We start from the raw sequence: 20,287 nt of genomic DNA on the forward strand, positions 1-20,287 counted from the left end.
GCACGCTGCGCCCGGGCGAGGGCAACCACGATCTGTTTCTGCACGGCCGCACCGCCGCCGAGGAGCCCGCGGTGCTCGCGGACGCGGTGCTGTACGAAGGCCCCGGCTATCCCTACGCCCTGCTTGAACCCGGTGGGGGCACGGTCGCGGGCGAGGTGGTGACGGCGGCGCCGGGGGAGTACGCGGAACTGCTCGCCGTACTCGACCGGCTGGAGGAGTACGTCGCGCCGGGCCACCCGCGCAATCTGTACGAGCGGGTGGCGCGCGAGGTCCGGCGCCCGGACGGCACTGCCGTACGGGCCTGGGTGTACGTCGCGGCGCCGGGCGAGGCCCGGAAGCTGCGGGCGACGGGCACGCCGATCCCGGGCGGCGACTGGACGGGCCGCCTGCCCGGTTAGGGCTCGTCGGCCGCGACCCGCTCCACCCGGACCGCGCACACCTTGAACTCGGGCATCCGCGAGGTCGGGTCGAGCGCCGGGTTCGTCACCGAGTTGACCCGGCCCTCGCCGGGCCAGTGGAACGGCATGAAGACGGTGTCGTCCCGTATCCCGGTGGTGATCCGCGCGGGCCCGACCGCCCGCCCGCGCCGGGAGACGACGGCGAGCGGCTCGCCCTCGAGCGCCCCCAGCCGTTCGGCGAGCAGCGGATGGAGCTCCACGAAGGGCCCCGGCGCGGCGGCGTTGAGCTCGTCGACCCGCCGGGTCTGCGCCCCGGACTGATACTGCGAGACGACGCGGCCGGTGGTGAGCAGGACGGGATACGCCTCGTCGGTCTCCTCGGCGGCGGCACGATGCGCGACGGCGATGAACCGGGCGCGCCCGTCGTCCGTGGCGAACCGATCGAGAAAGAGGCGCGGCGTACCGGGGTGCGGGGCACCGGCGTGCGGGCCGGTATCCGGGGCGGCCGCGTCCTGTGCCGGGCAGGGCCAGAAGACCCCGTTCTCCTCCGCGATCCTCCGGTACGTGATGCCCGAGTAGTCCGCCGGGCCGCCCGCCGACGCCCTGCGCAGTTCCTCGAAGACCTCCTCCGGGGACGACGGGAAGCCCTTCTCGTGGCCCAGCAGGGAGGCAAGGCCGCCCAGGACCTCCAGGTCGCTCCGTACTCCCGGCGGTGGCGAGAGTGCACGGCGGCGCAGCAGGACCCGGCCCTCCAGGTTGGTCGTCGTGCCCGTCTCCTCCGCCCACTGGGTGACCGGCAGCACCACGTCCGCCAGCGCCGCCGTCTCGGACAGCACCACGTCCGCGACCGCGAGGAAGTCCAGCGAGCGCAGCCGCTCCTCCACATGCCCGGCGCGCGGCGCGGACACCACCGGGTTCGAGCCCATCAGCAGCAGCGACTTGATGTCCCCGCCGAGCGCGTCGAGGAGTTCGTACGCACTGCGCCCCGGGCCCGGGAGTGTCTCGGGCTCCACACCCCACACCCGGGCGACATGGGCCCGCGCCGCCGGGTCGTCAAGCTTGCGGTAGCCCGGCAACTGGTCGGCCTTCTGGCCGTGTTCGCGGCCGCCCTGCCCGTTGCCCTGGCCCGTCAGGCAGCCGTAGCCGGACAGCGGCCGCCCCGCACGGCCCGTCGCCAGACACAGGTTGATCCAGGCGCTGACCGTGTCCGTGCCCTTGGAGTGCTGCTCGGGCCCGCGCGCCGTCAGCACCATCCCCGACTCGGCGTCGCAGAACATCCGTACCGCGTCCCGCAGTTGGGGAACGCCCACGCCGGTGATCCGCTCGACCAGCTCGGGCCAGTGCGCCATCGCCGCTGCCCTGGCCTCCTCCCAGCCGCTCGTACGGTCCGCGATGAACTCCTCGTCCGTACGCCCCTCCGCCACCGCCACATGCAGCAGCCCCAGCGCGAGCGCCAGATCCGTCCCGGGCCGGGGCGCGAGGTGCAGATCAGCCTGCTCCGCCGTCCGCGTACGGCGCGGGTCGACGACGATCAACGTGCCGCCGTTCTCCCGCAGTTCGGTCAGATAGCGCAGCGCCGGCGGCATCGTCTCGGCGAGGTTCGAGCCGACCAGGATCACGCACCCCGTGCGCGGAATGTCCTCCAGCGGGAACGGCAGCCCGCGGTCGAGACCGAACGCCCGCTGATGCGCGGCCGCGGCCGACGACATGCAAAAACGTCCGTTGTAGTCGATCTGCGAGGTGCCGAGCACGACCCGCGCGAACTTCCCGAGGGTGTACGCCTTCTCGTTGGTGAGCCCCCCGCCCCCGAAGACGCCGACCGCGTCGGGGCCGTACGCCGTGCGCGTGCGCCGCAGTCCCGCCGCGACCGTGCGCAGGGCCTCCTCCCAGGTGGCCGGCTCGAGCCTGCCTGTGGCGGGGCGACGGACCAGGGGCTCGGTCAGGCGCACCCGGGAGGAGAGCAGTGCGGGCGCGGTGCGGCCCTTGCCGCACAGCGCGCCCCGGTTCACGGGGAAGTCCGGCCGTTCCACGATCTCGACCGCCTCCGCCTCGCCGCGCAGGCTCATGCCGCACTGCAGGGCGCAGTAGGGACAGTGGGTCGGCGTGATGGGGGCGGCCGGGGCGGTCGTGGCGGTGGCGTCGGGCATACGCCCAGGTTGGGTCGTCCGTGTTACATGGGCGGGCGCCCCGCATTACGGTCCGGGTACGACGGGCTCCGCCCGCGCACCGCCGCCCCGTGAGGCACGGACGACGCTCCTCACGCGCGGCGGCCGAGCAGCGCCAGCAGCCTGGTCTGGTGGCTGTCGCCCGGCGGCGGCTCGATCGGAGGCGCGAAGAGACCGGACTTCGCCAGCTCCGCGGCGTACGGCGTGACCTCGTCGAGCACGAAGAGGACCAGCGCGTCCGGCAGCCGCTCCGGCGCGCCGATGGCCCGCGACAGATCCCAGGCGTGCACGACGGCGTCCGTGACCATTTGCCCGCAGTACGCGACCGCGGGTGCCTCCCCGTACGACAGCTGTACGGTCCGCTCCAGCGCGCCGGGCGCCGCGAAGGCCTTGCGCGCGGCGCGCGCGGCGGTGTCCCAGCTGGTCTTCGGTTTTCTGCCGAGGACATCCCCGTCGTAGGCGTCGCCCACGTCCCCGGCGCCCAGCCCGTCGGTCACCAGGGCGGGCACCCACAGTTGTTCCGCGGTGAGATGGTTGACGAGATCGCGTACGGACCACTCGGTGCAGGGCGTCGGATCGTCCCACTGATCGGCCTGTACGGCGTGCACGCGGTCCGTGAAGAGCGCGAGCGCTTCGGCGTGACGGCTGAGCAGGGTGGCTACGTCGTTTTCCATACGCCTCACTGTCGCGCGCCGCGGATGCCGACGCGAGTCTGCGGCACGCATGCGCGGGCGCGTGTCATGGCGGGCGTCGTCACGGCGTCGTCGAGGGCGTCACCTCGCCGCCGCGGCCAGCGCCTCCTTCACACCCGGTTCCCGGGCCCCGAGGAACCGCGGATCCGGCGTGAACGTGGCGTCCAGGGCCGCCTTGCCCGCCGCGACCATCTCGCGCGTCCCGCCGTACAGCCAGGTCACATCATGCGGCTCGGCGACCCCGACGCCGTACGACTCGACCCCGGCCGCCCGGCAGAGCGCGACGGCCCGCCGGATGTGGAAGCCCTGGGTCACCAGAACCGCCCGGTCGACCCCGAAGATCTTCTTGGCGCGTACGCAGGAGTCCCAGGTGTCGAACCCGGCGTAGTCACTGACGATCTGCTTGGCTGGCACGCCGCGGGCGGTGAGATACGTGCGCATCGCGTCCGGCTCGTCGTACTCCACGCGGCTGTTGTCTCCGGTGACCAGCACGACCTTGACCTTGCCCGCCCGGTACAACTCGGCGGCGGCGTCCAGACGGTGCGCGAGATAAGGGGTGGGGCGGCCCTTCCACAGCCCGGCCCCGAAGACGACGGCGACATCCTGCGCGGGCACGTCCGCGACGGTGCGGACCCGGCTGTCGGCGACGGCATGCATCCAGGTCGCGGGCGCGAGCGCGAACACGCACGCCAGCATGACCGTCTGCACGATCCGCCGCTGGGCGCGCCGGGTGCGGGGCAGTCTGAGTCTTGGTCGCTTCACACCTGGTCAGACGCTGATCGGTCCGGATCGGTTCGGTCCGGATCACTTCGGTCCGATGCCGACCAGGCGGCCGGCAGCAGGGACCGGGCCGCGGCCGAGCAGTAGACCGCGGCCGCCAGCCAGGCTGCCGCGAAGGCGTCCGGATCGGCGGGCAGCAGTCTGCCCAGCGGGTCATGGCGGCGGTCCGCGGCGGCGTCGGCGAGGGATTGCGCGCACTGCGCACCGGTGGTCAGGCCCACCGCACGCAGCCGTCGCGGTAGTTCGCCGTCGGCCGCCGCGGCGGTGACGGCGCGGCCACCGGCGACCGTACGGTCAACGGCCCGGCGCAGCAGATCCAGCTCCACGGGCAGCGCGGGCGGCGCATCGCCCTGGGGTGGCGGGGTGGTCTGTGCCGGTATGTGGGAACGGTTCAGACGGCGCAGGCCCAGGTCCGCGCGGGTCTGCTCCCCGTCGTGCCCCGTCCAGGCCGCCGCCAGGGCATGGACACCGCCCGGACGGTCCGGGACCGCCCTGGCGATCAGCCGCAGGGCGAGTCCGGGGCGTGCCGCGAGCAGCCGCAGATTCTCCGCGTACGGCAGCTGAGGCCGCTCGTCCGGGGCGAGCAGGCGCAGAGAGGGGCCGCCGCTGACGAGGAAACCGCCGTCGACGCCCACCGTCCCCGTCAGGAAGAGCAGATCGCCGCCCGCCGGTCGGGCGTCGGCGGGCTGGGCCCACCAGTCGAGGGCCCCGGCGAGTTGATCAGCGGGTGGCCGCTGCCAGAGTGCGTCGAGCGGCGGCTCGTGCCATCGGGCGCCGCTCGCCCGTACGGAACGGATGCGGGAGCCGCCGCCGATCCGGCCGTCCGGTGACACCGTCGGACTCGTCAGGATCACCCCGCAGCCGTCGCCCCATTCGCGCAGCGGCAGCGCACAGCCGCCGGGGACGGGCGAACCCGCCGCCTGAGCCGCGCGCTCGGGTCCGCCGGGGGCGACGTCCGAGACGGTAAGGAGGGTGCCGTCGGGGCCCAGGGCGTAGGTGGTCGCGCCCGCGTAGCCGGAAGCGGTGACGACGGGCTCGGTGAACAGGCCGTACAGACGCAGCGGTTTGGCCGGTTCGTAGGCGCGGCGGGCGGGTGTGACGGCGTCGTCCGGTCTCCGTACGAGATCGAGCAGCCCGGCCAGTTCGCCGGAGAGCTCGGACAGCCGGAACGCCGGATCCTCCGAACGCGCCTCGCCCAGCCTGCGCGCGATCCGCACCGCGGCGGCGGAGGGCAGATGGAGCCCGGCGAGCCGCGCGGAGTGTGCGGCGTGCAGCAGCTCGGCACGCTGGACGGCCCCGGAGCCGGTGAGTCCGGTGACCAGCACGGCTGTCGCCGCCGTACGCAGCGCGTGCAGGGCCACGGCCTGGACGGGGGTGAGGGCGGCGGCGGGGGGCGCGGTGCCCGGGTCCGGGACTTCGGCGGGGGGTTCTTGTGCCGTGGGACGGGCTTGTTCCGCGGGCTGGGCCTGTTCCGCGGGCGGCTCGGGGACGGGCGCGTCCGCCAGCGGCGCCGTTGACAGAACAGCCGCGCGATGCAGGCAGGCCGGGGCCAGCAGACAGCCGCACACCGCGTCGTCCGCGTCCCCCACGATGCCGTTCGTGACCTTCAGGGTCACCGCTGTGTCCTCGTCCACCCGGATGCGTACGCCGTCGGGCGTGGCTTCCACCGGCCAGCCGGACGCCTTCGCCGCCGCGCCGTCCACGCGCCTGCGCAGCCTTGCCGGAAGCAGATCGAGCGCCGCGGCCGCCACATCGGCGGCCACCGGGGGAAGCGCGGGGGGAGTCGTCGTCACCGGTGCGTACCTCCTACGCGCTCGCCGACCCAGCGGGCCAGCTCCAGGGGGCTGAGTGCGGCGACCGGCATGCCCGCCGCCACCAGGCGGCCCGCCACACCCGCGGAGTAGCGAGGCCGCCCCTCGTCGTCCAGCGAGGCGCAGCCAAGGACATGGCAGCCCATGTCGAGAAGCGTCCGCACCTCCGAGAGGAGCGGTCCGATCGGGCCACCCTCCTCGAAGTCGCTGACCAGGACGACGAGCGTGCGGGACGGCACGGTCACCAGCTCGCGGGCATGGCGCAGACCGCGCGCGATGCTCGTGCCCCCGCCGACGCGTACCTCGAGCAGCAGGCTCAGCGGATCGTCCACATGGTCGGTGAGGTCGAGTACCTCGGTGGAGAACGCGACGAAATGCGTACTCAGAGCGGGGACTCCCGCCAGGACGGACGCGGTGAGCGCGGACCAGATCGTCGAGGCCTCCATCGAGCCCGAGACGTCCACGACGAGAACGAGCCGCCAGTCGGTCGACCTGCGGGCCCGCGTACGGAACACGGGCCGCTCCGGAAGTACCGTCACCGCTCCGGTGTCCGGGTCACGGCGGGCGGTCGCCAGGTTGGCGCGCAGGGTGCGCGCCAGATCCAGCGGGCCGCCGGGGCGGCGGGTGGGGCGCGGATGGCTGAGCCCAGTGAGCGCGGGCCGCAGCCGGTTGGCGAGCGCCTCGGTCAACTCCCGCACCAGCCGCGCCACCAGGGGCCGCAGGCGCGCGAGCTGCTGCTCGGGGAGGGCGCCCGCGTAGGACAGGACGGTGCGCAGAAGCTCGACTGAGGGCCGGGCGGCGGCGGGGTCCAGCTCCAGCGCGGCGTCGAGCCGCCCGGTGTCGGCCGCCGCGGCCAGCACCTCTTCGCGCACGCCGGGCCCGAAGAGCGCGGCGAGCTCGTCCGACCAGGCCCGCACATCGGGATACGAAGCCTCGCTGCCGCCCCTGGACCCGCTGCCGTACCCGTCGTCGCCCCGCGAGCCTTCGCCGCGCCCGCTGCCGTACAACTCGTCCAGGGCGGAGGCGATCCGTGCGGCCCCACCGCTCAACTCCCGCCCCCGCCCGAGGAGAAGCCGCCAGCGCTCACCGGGGGTGAGCGAGTGGGGGGTTGTCGGCTCATGCCCCGTGGTGGCCGCCGCCTTCATGTCGGTCGCCGCCGCATCCACGCCGGCCTCCGTGTCGGCCGCCGTGGCCTCCGCGTCCCTCGCCGTGCCCTCCGCGTCCGCCGCCGGAGCGGGCCCGTCCGGCTCGCCCACGGCGCCCGCCAGCCCCCTCACCGTCAGCGCCTCCCTGCCCGCCAGGTCCGCTGCCGCCAGCAGGGCCAGCGTCGCCGGGTCCGTCACCGGGCCGGTGAGGGTGCCCGCCGCCGTGCCCGTGCGGTCTTCCACCACCGACAGGAGGCGGGAGCGAGCCGCCGGGGCCAGCGTGTCGAAGCCCGCCCGCAGAGCGGGGAGGCGATCCAGGAAAGCCCGGTCCGGCAGCGACTCCATCCGTTGGAGCAGGGGGTCCAGCGCGCGGCCCGTCTCCAGCAGGGGACCCGCCGCAAGCAACGTGCCGCGCAGGAACTCGGACAGACCGGCTCGCAATTCCGGTGTCGTCGCGCCGTCGGCCCGCGAGGCCAGACGCGCGCCGAACTCGCCCGCGTCCCGCTGCCCCAGCAGCACCCGTGCCGCACCCGCCGCGCCACGCATCAGCGGCGTCGCCCCCGCGTCCAGCCTGGCCAGGGCGTCGGCGAGGCGCAGGCCACCGCCCACCTCGGCGGCCTGTCCCGCGAGCGCGACGAGGGCGCGGGCGTCGGCCGCCTCGGTGGAGCCCGCGAGCCCGTCGAGCGCCCGCACGCCCGCCGCGGCCAGCTCCTCGTACGCCCCGTCGACCGCGACCCGCTCCCACTTCTCGTCGAGTCCGGCCGCATGCCCGGACCTGATCCGGCCCAACAGGGCCATCCCGGCGAGCAGTTCGGGCAAGCTGCCGGTGGCCGGGAGGAGCTCGGCGGCCTCGGCCAGCCGCTGCGCGGCAAGCTCGCGAAGCGCGCACCTGGCGGCCTCGGCCAGGCCGTCCAGTACCTCCGCGGCCGTCGGCCCGCCCAGCCGCAGCTCGTCGGCGCGCCGCCGGCGCAGCATTCCGTCCGCGGCCTGCTTCAGCGTCACCCCGTGCACGCCCGCCACGTCGAGCATCGCCGCCGTCGAGGGTGTCCAGGCCACGGCCCACCGCGTGGTCAGCGCGGCTGCGTCGCCGACGCCGGCGACCTCGGACTCCTCCCCGTACGGAACACGGCAGACGGCGAGCCGCCGCAGCGCGATCTCGCGCCGCCGGTCGAGTTCGGAACGGAGCATGTCCAGGCGCAGTTCCCGTCGTTCGGGCGCGCCCGGCGCGGGCAGTTTCAGCTCGCCCAGCAGCGCTTCCACGGCGGGCCCGAGCCCCGAGCGCGGTGTGCTCGGCGCAAGCCGTCCCTGCCGTGCGCCGACCAGCACCTGCTCCATCGCGGCGGCCACGACCCGCCCCCGTCCCAGCAGTCGGCCCTGGGTGAGCACGGTCTGCGCGGCCTCCACCAGCTCACCCCGCCCGGCGGCGGGCAGGCCGCGCAGCGACGCCAGGTCCCGGGCCATCCGCACCACTTCGCGCGCGTCGGCGGGCCCGCTCGGATGCCCGGCGTCCCGTACGGCCGCGCAGATCCGTACCGCGGTCGAGGTCAGCAACTCGTCCAGCCGCGCGGGATCCCCCGCCGCGCGGAAGACACCGCGTTGCCACTCCGGGTCGCGTATGCCGGCGGGATAGCCGGACCGCTCGTCGAGCAGCGCGTACGAGTACGGCACGAGCGAGGTGACCACTTCGGCGCGCTCCGAGGCGACCTCCGTGTGATCCGCTGCCGCCTGCGCAAGCCCACCGTCCGCGCTGAACCCCTTCGTCAGCGCGGGCGCGTGGAACGCCCCGATCACGGCCGCCGCCCGCCGCCCCGCGTGCTCCGCGAGCCGGCGCCTCATGTTCGCCTCGCGTCTGAGGTCGTACGGATCCACCGCACCCGCGTCCTCGCGCAGCGCCCAGCCGACCAGCAGAGCCGCCCGCCGCAGCGCCTGCGCACCGGAACCCGGCGCGGTCGCCTCGACCAGGCGGTCCCACAGATCGTCGCCGGGCCTCCCGCCGGCTCTGGCCCGCAGCGCGGCCGCCAGCGACCCCGCATCCGGGTCCGCGGGACGGTTCCCGTGCGCGTCCCCCTGCGAGCGCGCGCCCAGCGGCAGATCGAACGGCACCACCTCCACGCCCGCATCCCGCGCCCAGCGGATCGCCGCCAGCTCCGGCGAGAACTCCGCGAACGGCAGGAACACCAGCCCCGCACCACTGCCCGCCAGCGCGACCGGCGGGACCGTCGCCGGGTCCCCCAGATGCTCCAGCCACGGCGCGAACTCCTCCGGCAGCTCGACGAACAGCACCTCGGGAGCCGCCTCGTCCAGCAGCTCGGGAATGGCCGCCGCCAGCGCGGGCGAGTGGTGCCGCACCCCGATCAGATACGGATCGCGGCAGCCGGCGAGCAGATCCAGAGCACCCCCCGGATCCGGCTCAGGCTCAGGCTCAGGCGAGCTCATCGCGCAGCTCCCACAGCGTCCGCCACATCGGCGCACCGCTCTCGGCCCGCCGCCGCACCGGCCCGTCCCAGTACCCGAGCAGCCGCGCGTGGTCGGCCGGGTCGTCCTTGCGGACCGTGCCGAGCAGATGCCCCGGCAAGGTGCGTACGACATCGCGCCCGTCGCTCAGATACGCCGCGCCGAGCCCCATGGACGTGGCCACCTGCACCGCCTCCGCCGTCGACATGACCGTCGACGGCCGCTCCACCTCCCAGCCCTCCGCGCTGCGCCCCGAGCGCAGATCCCTGAAGGCCGTCACCAGCGCTTCCAGCACCGCGTCGTCCACCCCGAACGCCGCCCCCGACCGCGCGAGCGCCGCCGTGGCCTGACCGCGCACCAGCTCCGTCTCGGCGTCGAGGTCGCCGATCGGGCCGACCTCCTCGAAGTTGAACCGTCGCTTCAGGGCGGCCGACATCTCGGAGACGCCCTTGTCGCGGAGGTTGGCAGTGGCGATGAGGGTGAAGCCCGGCACGGCGTGAACGGTCCCGTCCGCACCGTCCCCGCCGGCCAGTTCGGGCACGGACATCCGGCGCTCGGAGAGCAGGGAGACCAGAGCGTCCTGCACCTCGGGCAGACAGCGGGTGACCTCCTCGACCCGGGCGACCGCGCCGCGCGTCATCGCGGTCAGCACCGGTGAGGGCACCAGGGCCTCCCTGCTCGGGCCCTTGGCCAGCAGCATCGCGTAGTTCCAGCCGTAGCGCAGCTGGTCCTCGGTGGTGCCCGCGGTGCCCTGGACGGTGAGCGTGCTGGTCCCGCAGACGGCCGCGGCCAGCAGTTCGGACAGCATCGACTTGGCCGTACCGGGCTCGCCGACGAGCAGCAGCCCCCGCTCGCCCGCCAGTGTCACCACACACCGTTCGACCAAGGCGCGGTCGCCCACGAACTTCTGTGAGACGACCAGCTGCCGCCCGTCCGGCGACCGCAGCGGCTCGCCGTCCGAGCCGCAGACGAAGACGACTGCCGCGCGCGGCGTCATCCGCCACCCGGGCGGCTTCGGCCCGTCGTCGTACGCCGCGAGAAACGCCAGCTCCTGGCCGTACCGGTCCTCCGGCAGTTCGACCTGCCGGGCACTGATGACACCCGCGGTGTCCACACTCATCGCGAACCTCCCCTGCCGCTACGGCCCTTGAACTCCTCGAAGCCCGGCGCGTCGCCGTCGAGCACGCGCTGCCACGCGGCCGCGTACAACTGCGCCACCGGTCGGTCCGGCACCACGAAGCCGTACAGATCCCAGGGCACGAGCGCCGTCTTCCAGCTCTCCGCCGGCAGCCGCGGAGTCTTCTGCTCCAGCCAGCCGCCGGGCAGGAAGAGCGAACGTCCCGCCCGGGCCCGCTTGGCCTCCACCACCAGGTCGGTGGCGGACAGTTCAGCCCTGGCCTTCTTCAGCCGGGCGGGCTTCCAGCCGGTCCACTCCGCCTGGTTCCGGTCGGTCGGATCGGGCAGGGCCAGCAGCATCAGATACAGGGCGGCCGCATCCTCCGACAGCCCGAACCGCTCCGCCGCGGCCTCCACCAACTCGGGGGCGGTGCGAGGCGGATACTGCGCCGCTCCGGGTGGCCCGTCGACCGCGACCAGGGCCGTGAACTCCTCACTCAGCAGCGCGCGCAGCGCCCGCACCAATGACGTCTCACGGGAGATCCCCGCCAGCAGCTTGAGAGCGGGATGGTCGGGACCGCCGCCCTCGCCCGTCAGCAGAGCGGCGGGCCGCACCCAGACCGAGTCCCATTCCGAGGTGTACCGCGTCGGCGAGAGCACGAGTGCGTCCGAGAGCTCGACCAGACCGTCCTTAGAGCCCTCGCGCTTCAGCGGCAGCCGGTGCGACTCCCGCAGCCGCTTCGAGGTCGCGTTCCCCTCCGTGTCCCAGTCCACGCCGAGATCGAGCAGCAGCCCGGGATCGGCCAGCCGCTCCCGCAGCATCCGCAGGGTGAGGGGCAGGACCTCGCGCAACGGGTCGCCGTAGGGCAGCCGGTAGGCGAGCCAGCGCAGCATGCCGACATAGGCGCCCATCGCCGATCCGGTCAGCAGCTTCTCCGGCTCCGCCGGAACCGGCGATTCGCCGTCGGAAACCTGCTGCGTACGGCCGGTGAGTTCGGTCTGTGCCGCCGGGTTGAGTACGGAGTCGAGCATGGCGCCGGGCCCGATCTCCGCCACTACGCGGGAGATCAGCCAGGAGGGCGCGACGCGCCGCTTTCCGCGGGCCGCGAGCCAGGCCCCGGTGAGCGGCTCCAGATCGAAGCCCTCCGTCCACAGCTCGTCCACGCGCACCGGCTCGACGGGCAGCAACAGGCCTGTGAACACCTGCCGTTGAGCCGGGGACATGGCGCCCAGGACCGCCCGCCCGGTCTGCGCCTCCGCGGTCTTGGCCCCGAGCGGAGCCAGGTATTGCGCCGCCGGCAGAGCGTGCCGTCCGTATCCATTGATGCCGGGAAGTCCGAGCTGCAGCAGCGCGCCCGTCACCGGGCTCACCCCGACCTGCGCGGCGAACTCCTGTGCCTGCTCCGGCCGGTAGGGCAGCGGTCCGAGCCTGCGCACCGCGTCCACCAGGGCCCGCACCGAGTCGGCCCGCAGGGGATCGTCGATGGTACCCAGCACCTCGGACTCGGCCAGGGCGAATCCGTCCCAGGCGCCGAAGGAGCCGGCCGGGTCGTACTCGATGCCGTTCCAGTACGCGTCCGTCGAGTCGACCCGCTGGCAGGCGATGATGAGCAGCCGTCGGGCTCCCGAGTGCCGTACGGCACCGATCAGTTCCCTGTTGGTCGAGGTCCGCTCACTCTTCAGCTGGACCAGGCGGAGCCGTCCGCGCGGGTCGACGAGGACGGCGTCGCCGTCCGCCCGCACTTCGAGGGCCGCGTCGAGGAACTCCAGCAGGGCGGCACGGTTCCCCTCCTCCGTCGCGGGCGAGGCCGCGCGCACGGCGGCAGCCGCCATGCCCGCGCCGGGCAGCGTCAGCCACCCCAGGTAGGTGCCGGACAGCTCCGCATTTGCTTCGTCCGCCCCCGGCTCCAGCACCTGCCGCAGCACCCGGAGCTGGTCCATGGCCGAGGTGGCGTCGAGATCCCAGGAGTGCCCGTAGAAATTCCTGGAGCCGAGGAATCCGCCGAGCGCGTCCTGCAGGTCACCGTCGAACGCGTGCCGCACCACCGGCCCGGTCTGCTCGTGGGCGGGCTCCCGCTGCCCCTTCGCAGCCCGCTCCGCCAGGACGCCGATGCGTGCGCCGTGCCGCGCCGCCTCCTCGACCAGTCCGGCCACGCCTGCGGCAAGACCCGGGTGGGTGATCTCCGGCAGCAGCTTCGCCACGGCCGCGTCCGGCTTCGCGCCGTCCGCCACGGCCGCCAGCAGCGCCTGCGCGTCCGCTTCGGTCACCGCACGCAGCGCGGCCGAACCCCGCTCGTCACGCGGCCGCAGCGCGTGCCAGTAGCCGATCGGCGGCACCAGCGGGGTGCCCGCGGCGTGCGCACCGCCCCGGTCGCCCTCCTGGAAGGTGGCCAGCAGGACACCTTCGGTGTCATGCAGCGAGATCGTCGCGTTGTAGCCGCGCGACTCGCGAGGATGCAGCGCGGCTCCGGCGGGCAGCCGCAGGGGAGGCAGCGGAATGCCGTGGGTGAGGTGCTCCACGCGGCTGCCCGCGGGGATCTCGACGGCCGGGCTGCGGCTGCCGTCCACGGAATGGGCCGTGAGCGTCCGTGCCTGCGGGTCGTAGCGCACCCACCAGCCGAGCAGGCCGTCCTTGGTGCCGAACGGCGAGGATTCCAGCCCCTGTTGGACGGGGAGCAGCCGGCAGTAGTGCTCGACGAGGGCGCCCGAGCCCCCTTCTGCCAGCGCCGAGTCGAAGAAGGCGGGCACCGAGACACGGCCACGGCGGGCCGACTCCGGGTCGTACTCCCACCACTTGTGCTCGTGCAGCACCCACACCGAGATGCCGTCCGAAGCGATCATCCGCCGCTCCGCCGCGAAGGAGGTGTCCCCCGCGTGGACGGGCCGCCCGCCGAAGGTGCGGCCACCGCCGGGCAGCGCCAGCGACGGCATCTGGTTCGACATCCAGTGGTCGTTCAGCTCGCCCTCGGGCTTGAACACCTCGGCCGCGCTTCCCGACCAGCGGGCCCGGCGCTCGGCGCCGTGGCCGTTGGTCACCAGCCACTGGCCGCCCACATACCGGACCGTGGGCACGTCCCAGGTGTTGGCCGAGCGCACGGGCAGGGAGAGCGTCTGCCGGTCGAGTACGGCACGGGGTCCCACTGCCGCGGCCTGCATGCCGACCCGTACGACCAGGGCGGGCCAGGCGTCCGACAGGCGGTACCACTCGTTGACGAGATGGCCGTATTGCTGTCCGGCGGCCATGGGGTTGACCTTGCCGAGCTCCGGAACCGCCTCCTCCAGTGCGGGCCAGCCGAGCTCGTCGAGGATGCCCGCGCGGAGAGTGCGCGCCAGCGCCCCGGCGGGCGAGACGGCAGTGATCCGCTCCACGGCCTCGGGCGCCGCCGCCAGCACGGCCGGCGCGGAGAACTTACTGAGCCTGCCCAACAGGCCGTCCATCCCCGGCAGTCCGTGCGGCCGCTCGAGATCGTCGGCGCGGTCGCCGATCCAGCCCGCGAGGGCCGTGCGCAGCGCCGGATGCTCCGCGATCCGGCTCAGCTGTGCCGGTGCCTCATGGGCGCCCGCCAGCCGCTCCACGCCGCCGCGCAGCACCCGCGCGAACCGGGCGTCGGCCCCCAAGGCGGCCAGATCCCTGCGCCCCTCGCGCTCGTCGGACAGCCACGGTGCGAGCTCCAGGTTCTCCATGTCGTCCGACGGGTGCTCGACGGGCACGCCCAGCGCCAGGCAGAGATCGAGGAGATCCAGGTCGACGGTGGTGCGCCAGCCGCCGCCGCGCAGCAGCCGAAGCGGTGTGCCGTCCGCGATCAGCCGCTGTGCCAGCCGCTCCACCAGGGTCTGTTCGGCCGAAAGCCGCTTCATGCCACGCCAGCCGCGCTGCCGGTGCCGAGCCCACGACGACACCCACTCGGCGGCCGGAACCGTCCCGTCCAGCAGCAGTCCGATCGCCCCGCACCGGTCGAGGACCGCCAGCCACGATTCGTCGAACGCTTCGGGGCTGTCGCCGCCCACCACCGGAAACAGCGCCAACAGCCGCTCCCGGACCGCCTGGTCCCCGGCGGCGGCATCGGCCAGCGCGGGCAGCGCCGACTTCCAGAAACTCGCCGCCGCGCGGTTCATCGCGCCGGTGTGGATGATCTCCGCGATCAGCGCACGCTCCTCGGCGCCCGCGTCCAGACCGGCCGCCTTGGCGAGCCGCCGCAGATCCTCCACCATGCCCGCGTAAGGGGTGAGTCCGGCCGCACACCGCTGTGCGGAAACGGCCCGGAACTGGGCGTACGCCTCGGCCGCGGACAGCCGGGTGGCAAGCCCCTTCGCGTACTCGCGCAGGGCCTTGCCGCTCAGCGCGCCCGCCCCGGCGAACTCCAGGAACACCTCCCGCAGCCGCTCCTCGTCGACCGCCAGCGCATGCCGCTGCTCGGCCGCCCGCGCCTTGCCGAAGAAGATCGAGGCGTGCTGCCGGGACTCGGCGGCGAGGAAGAGCCGCGCGGCCTGCTCGTAGAAGGTGGGCAGGAAGTGCGGTACCGAACGATCCAGACGCTCGCCGAGCTCGTCGAAGCCGTCCTTCGCGAGGCCCGGCTTGGTCGTGACCAGGCGGGCGAGGCGCTCCATCTCCTTGACCACGGCGAGCGCGTGGTGGCCGTTGTCCGGGTCGTGGACCAGCGCCCAGGCGGGGAAGCCGAGCGACTGCCGCCTCACCCGTCCGACCGGCGCCGCTCCCGAACCGGTGAACCCCAGATACTCCAGGGAGAGATCCTCCGCGGGTCCGATCGCCTCGGGCACCAGCCGCACCACCGTGCGCCCGTCCAGCGCCGGATGTGCGTACGCCCGCGCGGTGAGCTCGTCGCCGCCCGGTCCGCCGTCCTCGCTACCCAGCGGCAGCACCGCCCCGGCCTCCAGCAGCCCGTCCACCGATCCCCCGTTCGTCTCCACCGCGCTGCTCACAGCCGCCCCTCCTCGTCGTCCCCGACCACCCGGCCCGCGTACACCAGCGCGGCCATCCGCTCGCCCTCCGACCAGGCGACCGGCCCCACTTCGGCGAGCGGCAGCCGCCGGCCGTCCTTGTCGCGCCACTCCAGCGGCCCGGTCAGCGACTCTGCCTCCGGGTAGTCGTCCCCCAGCCAGAACGCCGCCTCCAGGGCGCGCCCGTCCTCCACCAGCGGGCAGACCACCTGGCCGCCGCGCACCCGGTAACCCAGCGACACCGCGCGCGCGGTCGCGTGGCGCAACTGCTCGAACTTTCCGTTGGCGTACACCTGCCAGTCGTGGCCGCGTGCCTCCCCGGGCCGTCGCCACACCTGACGGAACAGCTGCTCCACGCCCTGCTCGACCTCCAGCTCCACGGCGAACTCCCGCAGGTCGTCCAGGTCTTCGAGGAGCACCGGATGCGGGATCAGCACCGTCTCGCACTCAAGCCGCACCGAGTCGCCGTCCAGGTCCACGATCCCCGCGCCCTTCGCGGGATCCGCGTCGCGCAGAAACCCGGCGCGCTCCATGTCCGCCGTGCCGTCCGCCCCCACCGGCGCCACCACCAGATCGCGCAGTGCCGCCTGCCACGCCGCGTCCGGCCACACGCGGGCCAGCAGCGCCACCGGCACCGGCAGCGAGCGCACCAGCCAGGTGTCCACCTGCTCCCGGCACTCCCGCTCGTGCCGCTCGAGCCATTCCGCCAGCTGCCGCAGCCGCACCACCTCGGCGTCGTCCCGCAGCTTCGCGGGCACCTGCTTCAGGGCGCGCCCCGCCCCGTTTCTGCACAGCACTTTCGTGCCGTCCAGCGTGACGGCGTATCCGCCGCTCTCCGTCTCGATCCAGCCCATGGCGAGACCGCCCTCCCCGACGTTCCGGTTGCGATGTCGATCACAGTAGGTGAGGGGTCTGACAACGCCGCCGGTCAGCCGGTGAGCCTGTGGAAAACACCCGTCACCCCCGCGCAACGACCCCGCAATCTCGAGGCGGCAGGATCGGTTCATGACGGAGTCGGCAGTACACCCTCGCGAGTCCCTGCCCCTCGACGCAACGCCCCTCGACGCAACGCTCCTCGGCGCCGCGCCTCTCGGCGCCGGGCCGCTCGACACGACCCCCCTGGACACCACCGCGCAGTTGCTCTCGCGCATCACCGACCAGCTGGGCACCCAACTCAGCCATGTCACACGGAACGGAACCCGCAGGCGTATGCCACCGACCGAACGGCCCACCCTCGTCGCCGTCGCACACGGCAGCCGCGACCCGCGCGCCCTGCGCACCGCCACCGCGCTGCTCGATCTGGTCCGTGAGCTGCGCCCCAGCCTCGACGTCCGCCTCGGCCACATCGAGCTGAACGAGCCACTGCTGCCCGACACCCTCGCCGCGCTGCACGCCGAGCGGCGTGGGCAGGGCACCCGGGCCGTCCTCGTCCCTCTGCTCCTCGGCCGCGGCCACCACGTCAAGCACGATCTGCCGGCGGCCGCCGCCGCGCTGCCGGCCGCGGACATCCGCATCGCCGCCCCGCTCGGCCCGCACCCCCTCCTCGTCGAGGCGCTCTGCTCGCGCCTCGCGGACGCGGGCTGGCGGCCCGAGGACGGCACCAGCCGCAGCGCCGGGGTGGTCCTGGCCGCTGCCGGATCGCGTGACCCCGACTCCGCGTCGGACACCCGCCGCATGGCGGACCTGCTCAGCGAGCGCCTGGGCGGAGTGCCGGTCATTCCCGCGTACGCCTCTGCCGTCGCGCCGACCGTGCCCGCGGCCGTCCGCGCGCTCACCGCCCGCGGCCGCCACCGCATCGCCGTCGCCTCCTACTTCGCCTGCCCCGGCCAGTTCGCCACCGCCAGTGCCGCCGCGACGCCCTGGATCGCCGCCGCACCGCTCGGCGCGCACCCGGCCCTGGCCCGGCTGCTGCTGCAGCGCTACGACGAGGCCCTGAGCACGCCCGCGTACGCCGCTCAGCGGCGCGAACTCGCCACCGCGTAACCCGCTCGGTCGCCCGTCCGCGACCCGCTCCGGTTACCTTCGGTGCATGGCAGGCACCACCAGCACCACCTCATCAGGACCCGACGGACCCCCCGGACCGGGCGGACACGACGCATACGACGAGGCAGCCACCGACCGCTTCGCCCCCGAACCGGACAAGCGCCCCGGCCGCACCGCCTTCCAGCGCGACCGCGCGCGCGTGCTGCACTCCTCCGCGCTGCGCAGGCTCGCCGGGAAGACCCAGGTGGTGACGCCCGGCACGCGCAATCAGGCCTGGGACGCCAGCCCACGCACCCGGCTCACCCACTCCCTGGAGTGCGCCCAGGTCGGACGCGAACTCGGCGCGGCGCTCGGCTGCGACCCCGATCTCGTCGAGGCATCCTGCCTCGCCCACGACATGGGCCACCCGCCCTTCGGGCACAACGGCGAACAGGCGCTCAACGACTTCGCCAAGGACTGTGGCGGCTTCGAGGGAAACGCCCAGTCACTGCGCCTGCTGACCCGTATCGAGCCCAAGCGCTTCGTCCACGACGCGTACGGCGATCTCGTCAGCGTCGGCCTCAACCTCACCCGCGCCGCCCTGGACGCCGCCACCAAATACCCGTGGCCGCGCGGCGGACACCCCACCGACCCCGACTCGATGAAGTTCGGCGTCTACGAGGACGACCTGCCGGTCTTCGCATGGGCCCGCGAGGGAGCGCCCGCGTACGGGAAGTGCTTCGAGGCCCAGGTCATGGACTGGTCCGACGACGTGGCGTATTCGGTGCACGACTTCGAGGACGGACTGCACGCCGGCCATGTCGACCCCAACCTCCTGCTCGCCGAACCGGAGCGCAGCGACATCTTCCGGGTCGCCATCGGCCGGTACGTCCCCGAGGACACCGATCCGCAGGAGCTGGCCGAGGCCCTGGACCGGCTCGTCGACCAGGAGTGGTGGCCGCACCACTACGACGGATCCTCGGTCGCGCAGGCCCGGCTGAAAGACGCCACCAGCCAGCTCATCGGCCGGTTCTGCCTGGCCGCAGAGGGCGCGACCCGCGAGGCGTACGGCTCGGGCCGGCTCACCCGGTACGCCGCCGAACTGGTCGTCCCGCCCGACGCCCGCAACGAATGCGCCGTACTCAAGGCCGTCGCCGACCGCTATGTGATGCAGCGCGCCGAACAGGAGGCACTCCGCGCCGACCAGCGCATCGTGCTGGCGGAGCTGGCCGAGGCGCTCACGGCCCGCGCACCCGAGAGTCTCGACCCGCAGTTCCGTGCTCTGTTCAACGCCGCACCCGACGACCGCGCGCGCAAGCGGGTGATCGTCGACCAGCTGGCCTCGCTCACCGACGCATCGGCCCGCACCCTGCACACCCAGCTCACGACACGCCGCTGAACAGCCGGGAGAGCCGCCCGGGCGGGTCCACGATGACACGCCCAGGGGTCACTCCCTCTTCCGCCATAACGCTCCGTGCGGGACGCTCGCTGAAGGCTGAGCAGCGTAGAAGCAAAGAGGAGGCATCAAGTGGTCGACGCACATCGGACATTCGTCATCGTCGGCGGTGGGCTGGCCGGAGCCAAGGCCGCCGAGACCCTCCGTGCCGAGGGGTTCACCGGACGAGTGATCCTCATCGGTGACGAACGCGACCACCCTTACGAACGCCCGCCGCTGTCCAAGGGCTATCTGTCGGGCAAGGAGGAGCGCGACAGCGTCTTCGTCCATGAACCCGCCTGGTACGCGCAGGCCGATGTCGAACTGCACCTCGGCCAGACCGTCGTCGCCGTCGACCGCGACGCCAAGTCCGTACGCCTGGGTGACGGCACCGTCCTGCACTACGACAAGCTGCTGCTGGCCACCGGCGCCGAGCCGCGCCGGCTCGACATTCCCGGCACCGAGCTGGCCGGCGTCCACCATCTGCGCCGCCTCGCCCACGCCGACCGGCTGCGCCGGGCGCTCACCGCGCTCGGCCGCGACAACGGCCAGCTGCTCATCGCGGGCGCGGGCTGGATCGGCCTGGAGGTCGCCTCGGCCGCCCGTGGCTACGGCGCCGAGGTTATGATCGTCGAACCGGAGGCAACCCCGCTGCAGCGGGTCATCGGCCCCGAGCTCGGCCAGATGTTCACCGAGCTCCACCGCGAGCACGGCGTCCGCTTCCACTTCGGCGCCCGTCTCACCGAGATCACCGGGCAGGACGGCATGGTGCTCGCGGCCCGTACCGACGACGGCGACGAGCACCCCGCGCACGCCGTCCTCGCCGCGATCGGCGCCGCGCCGCGTACCGGACTGGCCGAGACGGCCGGTCTCGCGATGGCGGACCGTGAGCACGGCGGGGGCGTGGCCGTCGACGCGAGCCTGCGCACCTCCGACCCCGACATCTACGCGGCGGGCGACGTCGCGGCGGCCCACCACCCGCTCCTGGGGTCCCGGCTGCGCGTGGAGCACTGGGCGAACGCCCTCAACGGCGGTCCGGCGGCAGCGCGCGCGATGCTCGGCAAGGAGGTCTCCTACGACCGGATCCCGTACTTCTTCTCCGACCAGTACGACCTCGGCCTGGAGTACTCGGGCTGGGCGCCGCCCGGTTCGTACGACGCGGTGGTGCTGCGGGGCGACGCGGGGAAGCGGCAGTTCATCGCCTTCTGGACGAAGGACCGCCGGGTGATCGCCGGGATGAACGTGAACGTGTGGGACGTCACCGACCCCATCCAGCAGCTGATCCGCTCCGGCGCCCCGGTGGACCCGGACGCCCTCGCCGACCCTTCCGTACCGCTCACTTCCCTCAACAGCTGACAGGAGTGTCACCG

The 20,287-nt window shown here is 73.9% G+C and carries 12 protein-coding genes; 4 read left to right on the forward strand and 8 right to left on the reverse strand.

Going from position 1 to position 20,287, the window contains the following annotated elements; translation table 11 throughout:
• Positions 1-5 precede the first annotated feature (5 nt).
• A complete protein-coding gene (locus OHA61_RS26675) occupies positions 6-398 on the forward strand; it encodes a gamma-glutamylcyclotransferase family protein (RefSeq protein WP_406307474.1) in 393 nt (130 codons plus the stop codon).
• On the opposite strand, the gene OHA61_RS26680 is transcribed toward OHA61_RS26675, so the two are convergent.
• From OHA61_RS26680 to OHA61_RS26715, 8 genes are all read right to left on the reverse strand, one after another.
• A complete protein-coding gene (locus OHA61_RS26680; RefSeq protein WP_406305149.1) occupies positions 395-2,545 on the reverse strand; it encodes a molybdopterin oxidoreductase family protein in 2,151 nt (716 codons plus the stop codon). The genes OHA61_RS26675 and OHA61_RS26680 overlap by 4 nt on opposite strands.
• Positions 2,546-2,655: 110 nt before the next feature.
• Entirely contained in the window at positions 2,656-3,237 is a 582-nt protein-coding gene (locus OHA61_RS26685; RefSeq protein WP_406305150.1) for a TIGR03086 family metal-binding protein, read from the reverse strand.
• A gap of 99 nt (positions 3,238-3,336) precedes the next feature.
• Entirely contained in the window at positions 3,337-4,017 is a 681-nt protein-coding gene (locus OHA61_RS26690) for a vancomycin high temperature exclusion protein (protein ID WP_406305151.1), read from the reverse strand.
• Positions 4,014-5,828 carry a hypothetical protein gene (locus OHA61_RS26695; RefSeq protein WP_406305152.1) on the reverse strand — a complete coding sequence of 605 codons (1,815 nt, stop codon included), beginning with the start codon at positions 5,826-5,828 and terminating at the stop codon, positions 4,014-4,016. The genes OHA61_RS26690 and OHA61_RS26695 overlap by 4 nt, the downstream gene beginning before the upstream one ends.
• A complete protein-coding gene (locus OHA61_RS26700) occupies positions 5,825-9,427 on the reverse strand; it encodes a vWA domain-containing protein (RefSeq protein ID WP_406305153.1) in 3,603 nt (1,200 codons plus the stop codon). Before OHA61_RS26700 ends, OHA61_RS26695 begins: the two co-directional genes overlap by 4 nt.
• Positions 9,414-10,565 (reverse strand): AAA family ATPase, encoded by a 1,152-nt coding sequence (locus OHA61_RS26705; RefSeq protein WP_406305154.1) that lies wholly within the window; start codon positions 10,563-10,565, stop codon positions 9,414-9,416. The genes OHA61_RS26700 and OHA61_RS26705 overlap by 14 nt, the downstream gene beginning before the upstream one ends.
• Positions 10,562-15,502, reverse strand: a complete 4,941-nt coding sequence (locus OHA61_RS26710) for a hypothetical protein (protein WP_406305156.1) — start codon at positions 15,500-15,502, stop codon at positions 10,562-10,564. The genes OHA61_RS26705 and OHA61_RS26710 overlap by 4 nt, the downstream gene beginning before the upstream one ends.
• The gene (locus OHA61_RS26715; protein WP_406305157.1) at positions 15,499-16,374 is read right to left on the reverse strand and encodes a DUF4132 domain-containing protein; all 876 of its coding nucleotides are present in this window, start codon (positions 16,372-16,374) and stop codon (positions 15,499-15,501) included. The genes OHA61_RS26710 and OHA61_RS26715 overlap by 4 nt, the downstream gene beginning before the upstream one ends.
• Before the next feature lie 151 nt (positions 16,375-16,525).
• Here OHA61_RS26715 and OHA61_RS26720 point away from each other — a divergent pair, with 151 nt between their 5' ends.
• The 3 genes from OHA61_RS26720 (at position 16,526) to OHA61_RS26730 (ending at position 20,273) form a co-directional block, all read left to right on the forward strand.
• Entirely contained in the window at positions 16,526-17,503 is a 978-nt protein-coding gene (locus OHA61_RS26720) for a sirohydrochlorin chelatase (RefSeq protein WP_406305158.1), read from the forward strand.
• Between the two features lie 46 nt (positions 17,504-17,549).
• Positions 17,550-18,881, forward strand: coding sequence for a deoxyguanosinetriphosphate triphosphohydrolase (locus OHA61_RS26725; RefSeq protein ID WP_406305159.1), 1,332 nt, complete (start codon positions 17,550-17,552; stop codon positions 18,879-18,881).
• Between the two features lie 129 nt (positions 18,882-19,010).
• Positions 19,011-20,273 (forward strand): FAD-dependent oxidoreductase, encoded by a 1,263-nt coding sequence (locus tag OHA61_RS26730; protein WP_324989691.1) that lies wholly within the window; start codon positions 19,011-19,013, stop codon positions 20,271-20,273.
• Positions 20,274-20,287: the final 14 nt, after the last annotated feature.

This window comes from Streptomyces sp. NBC_00885 (assembly GCF_045207475.1).
In the GTDB taxonomy this organism is placed as follows: domain Bacteria; phylum Actinomycetota; class Actinomycetes; order Streptomycetales; family Streptomycetaceae; genus Streptomyces.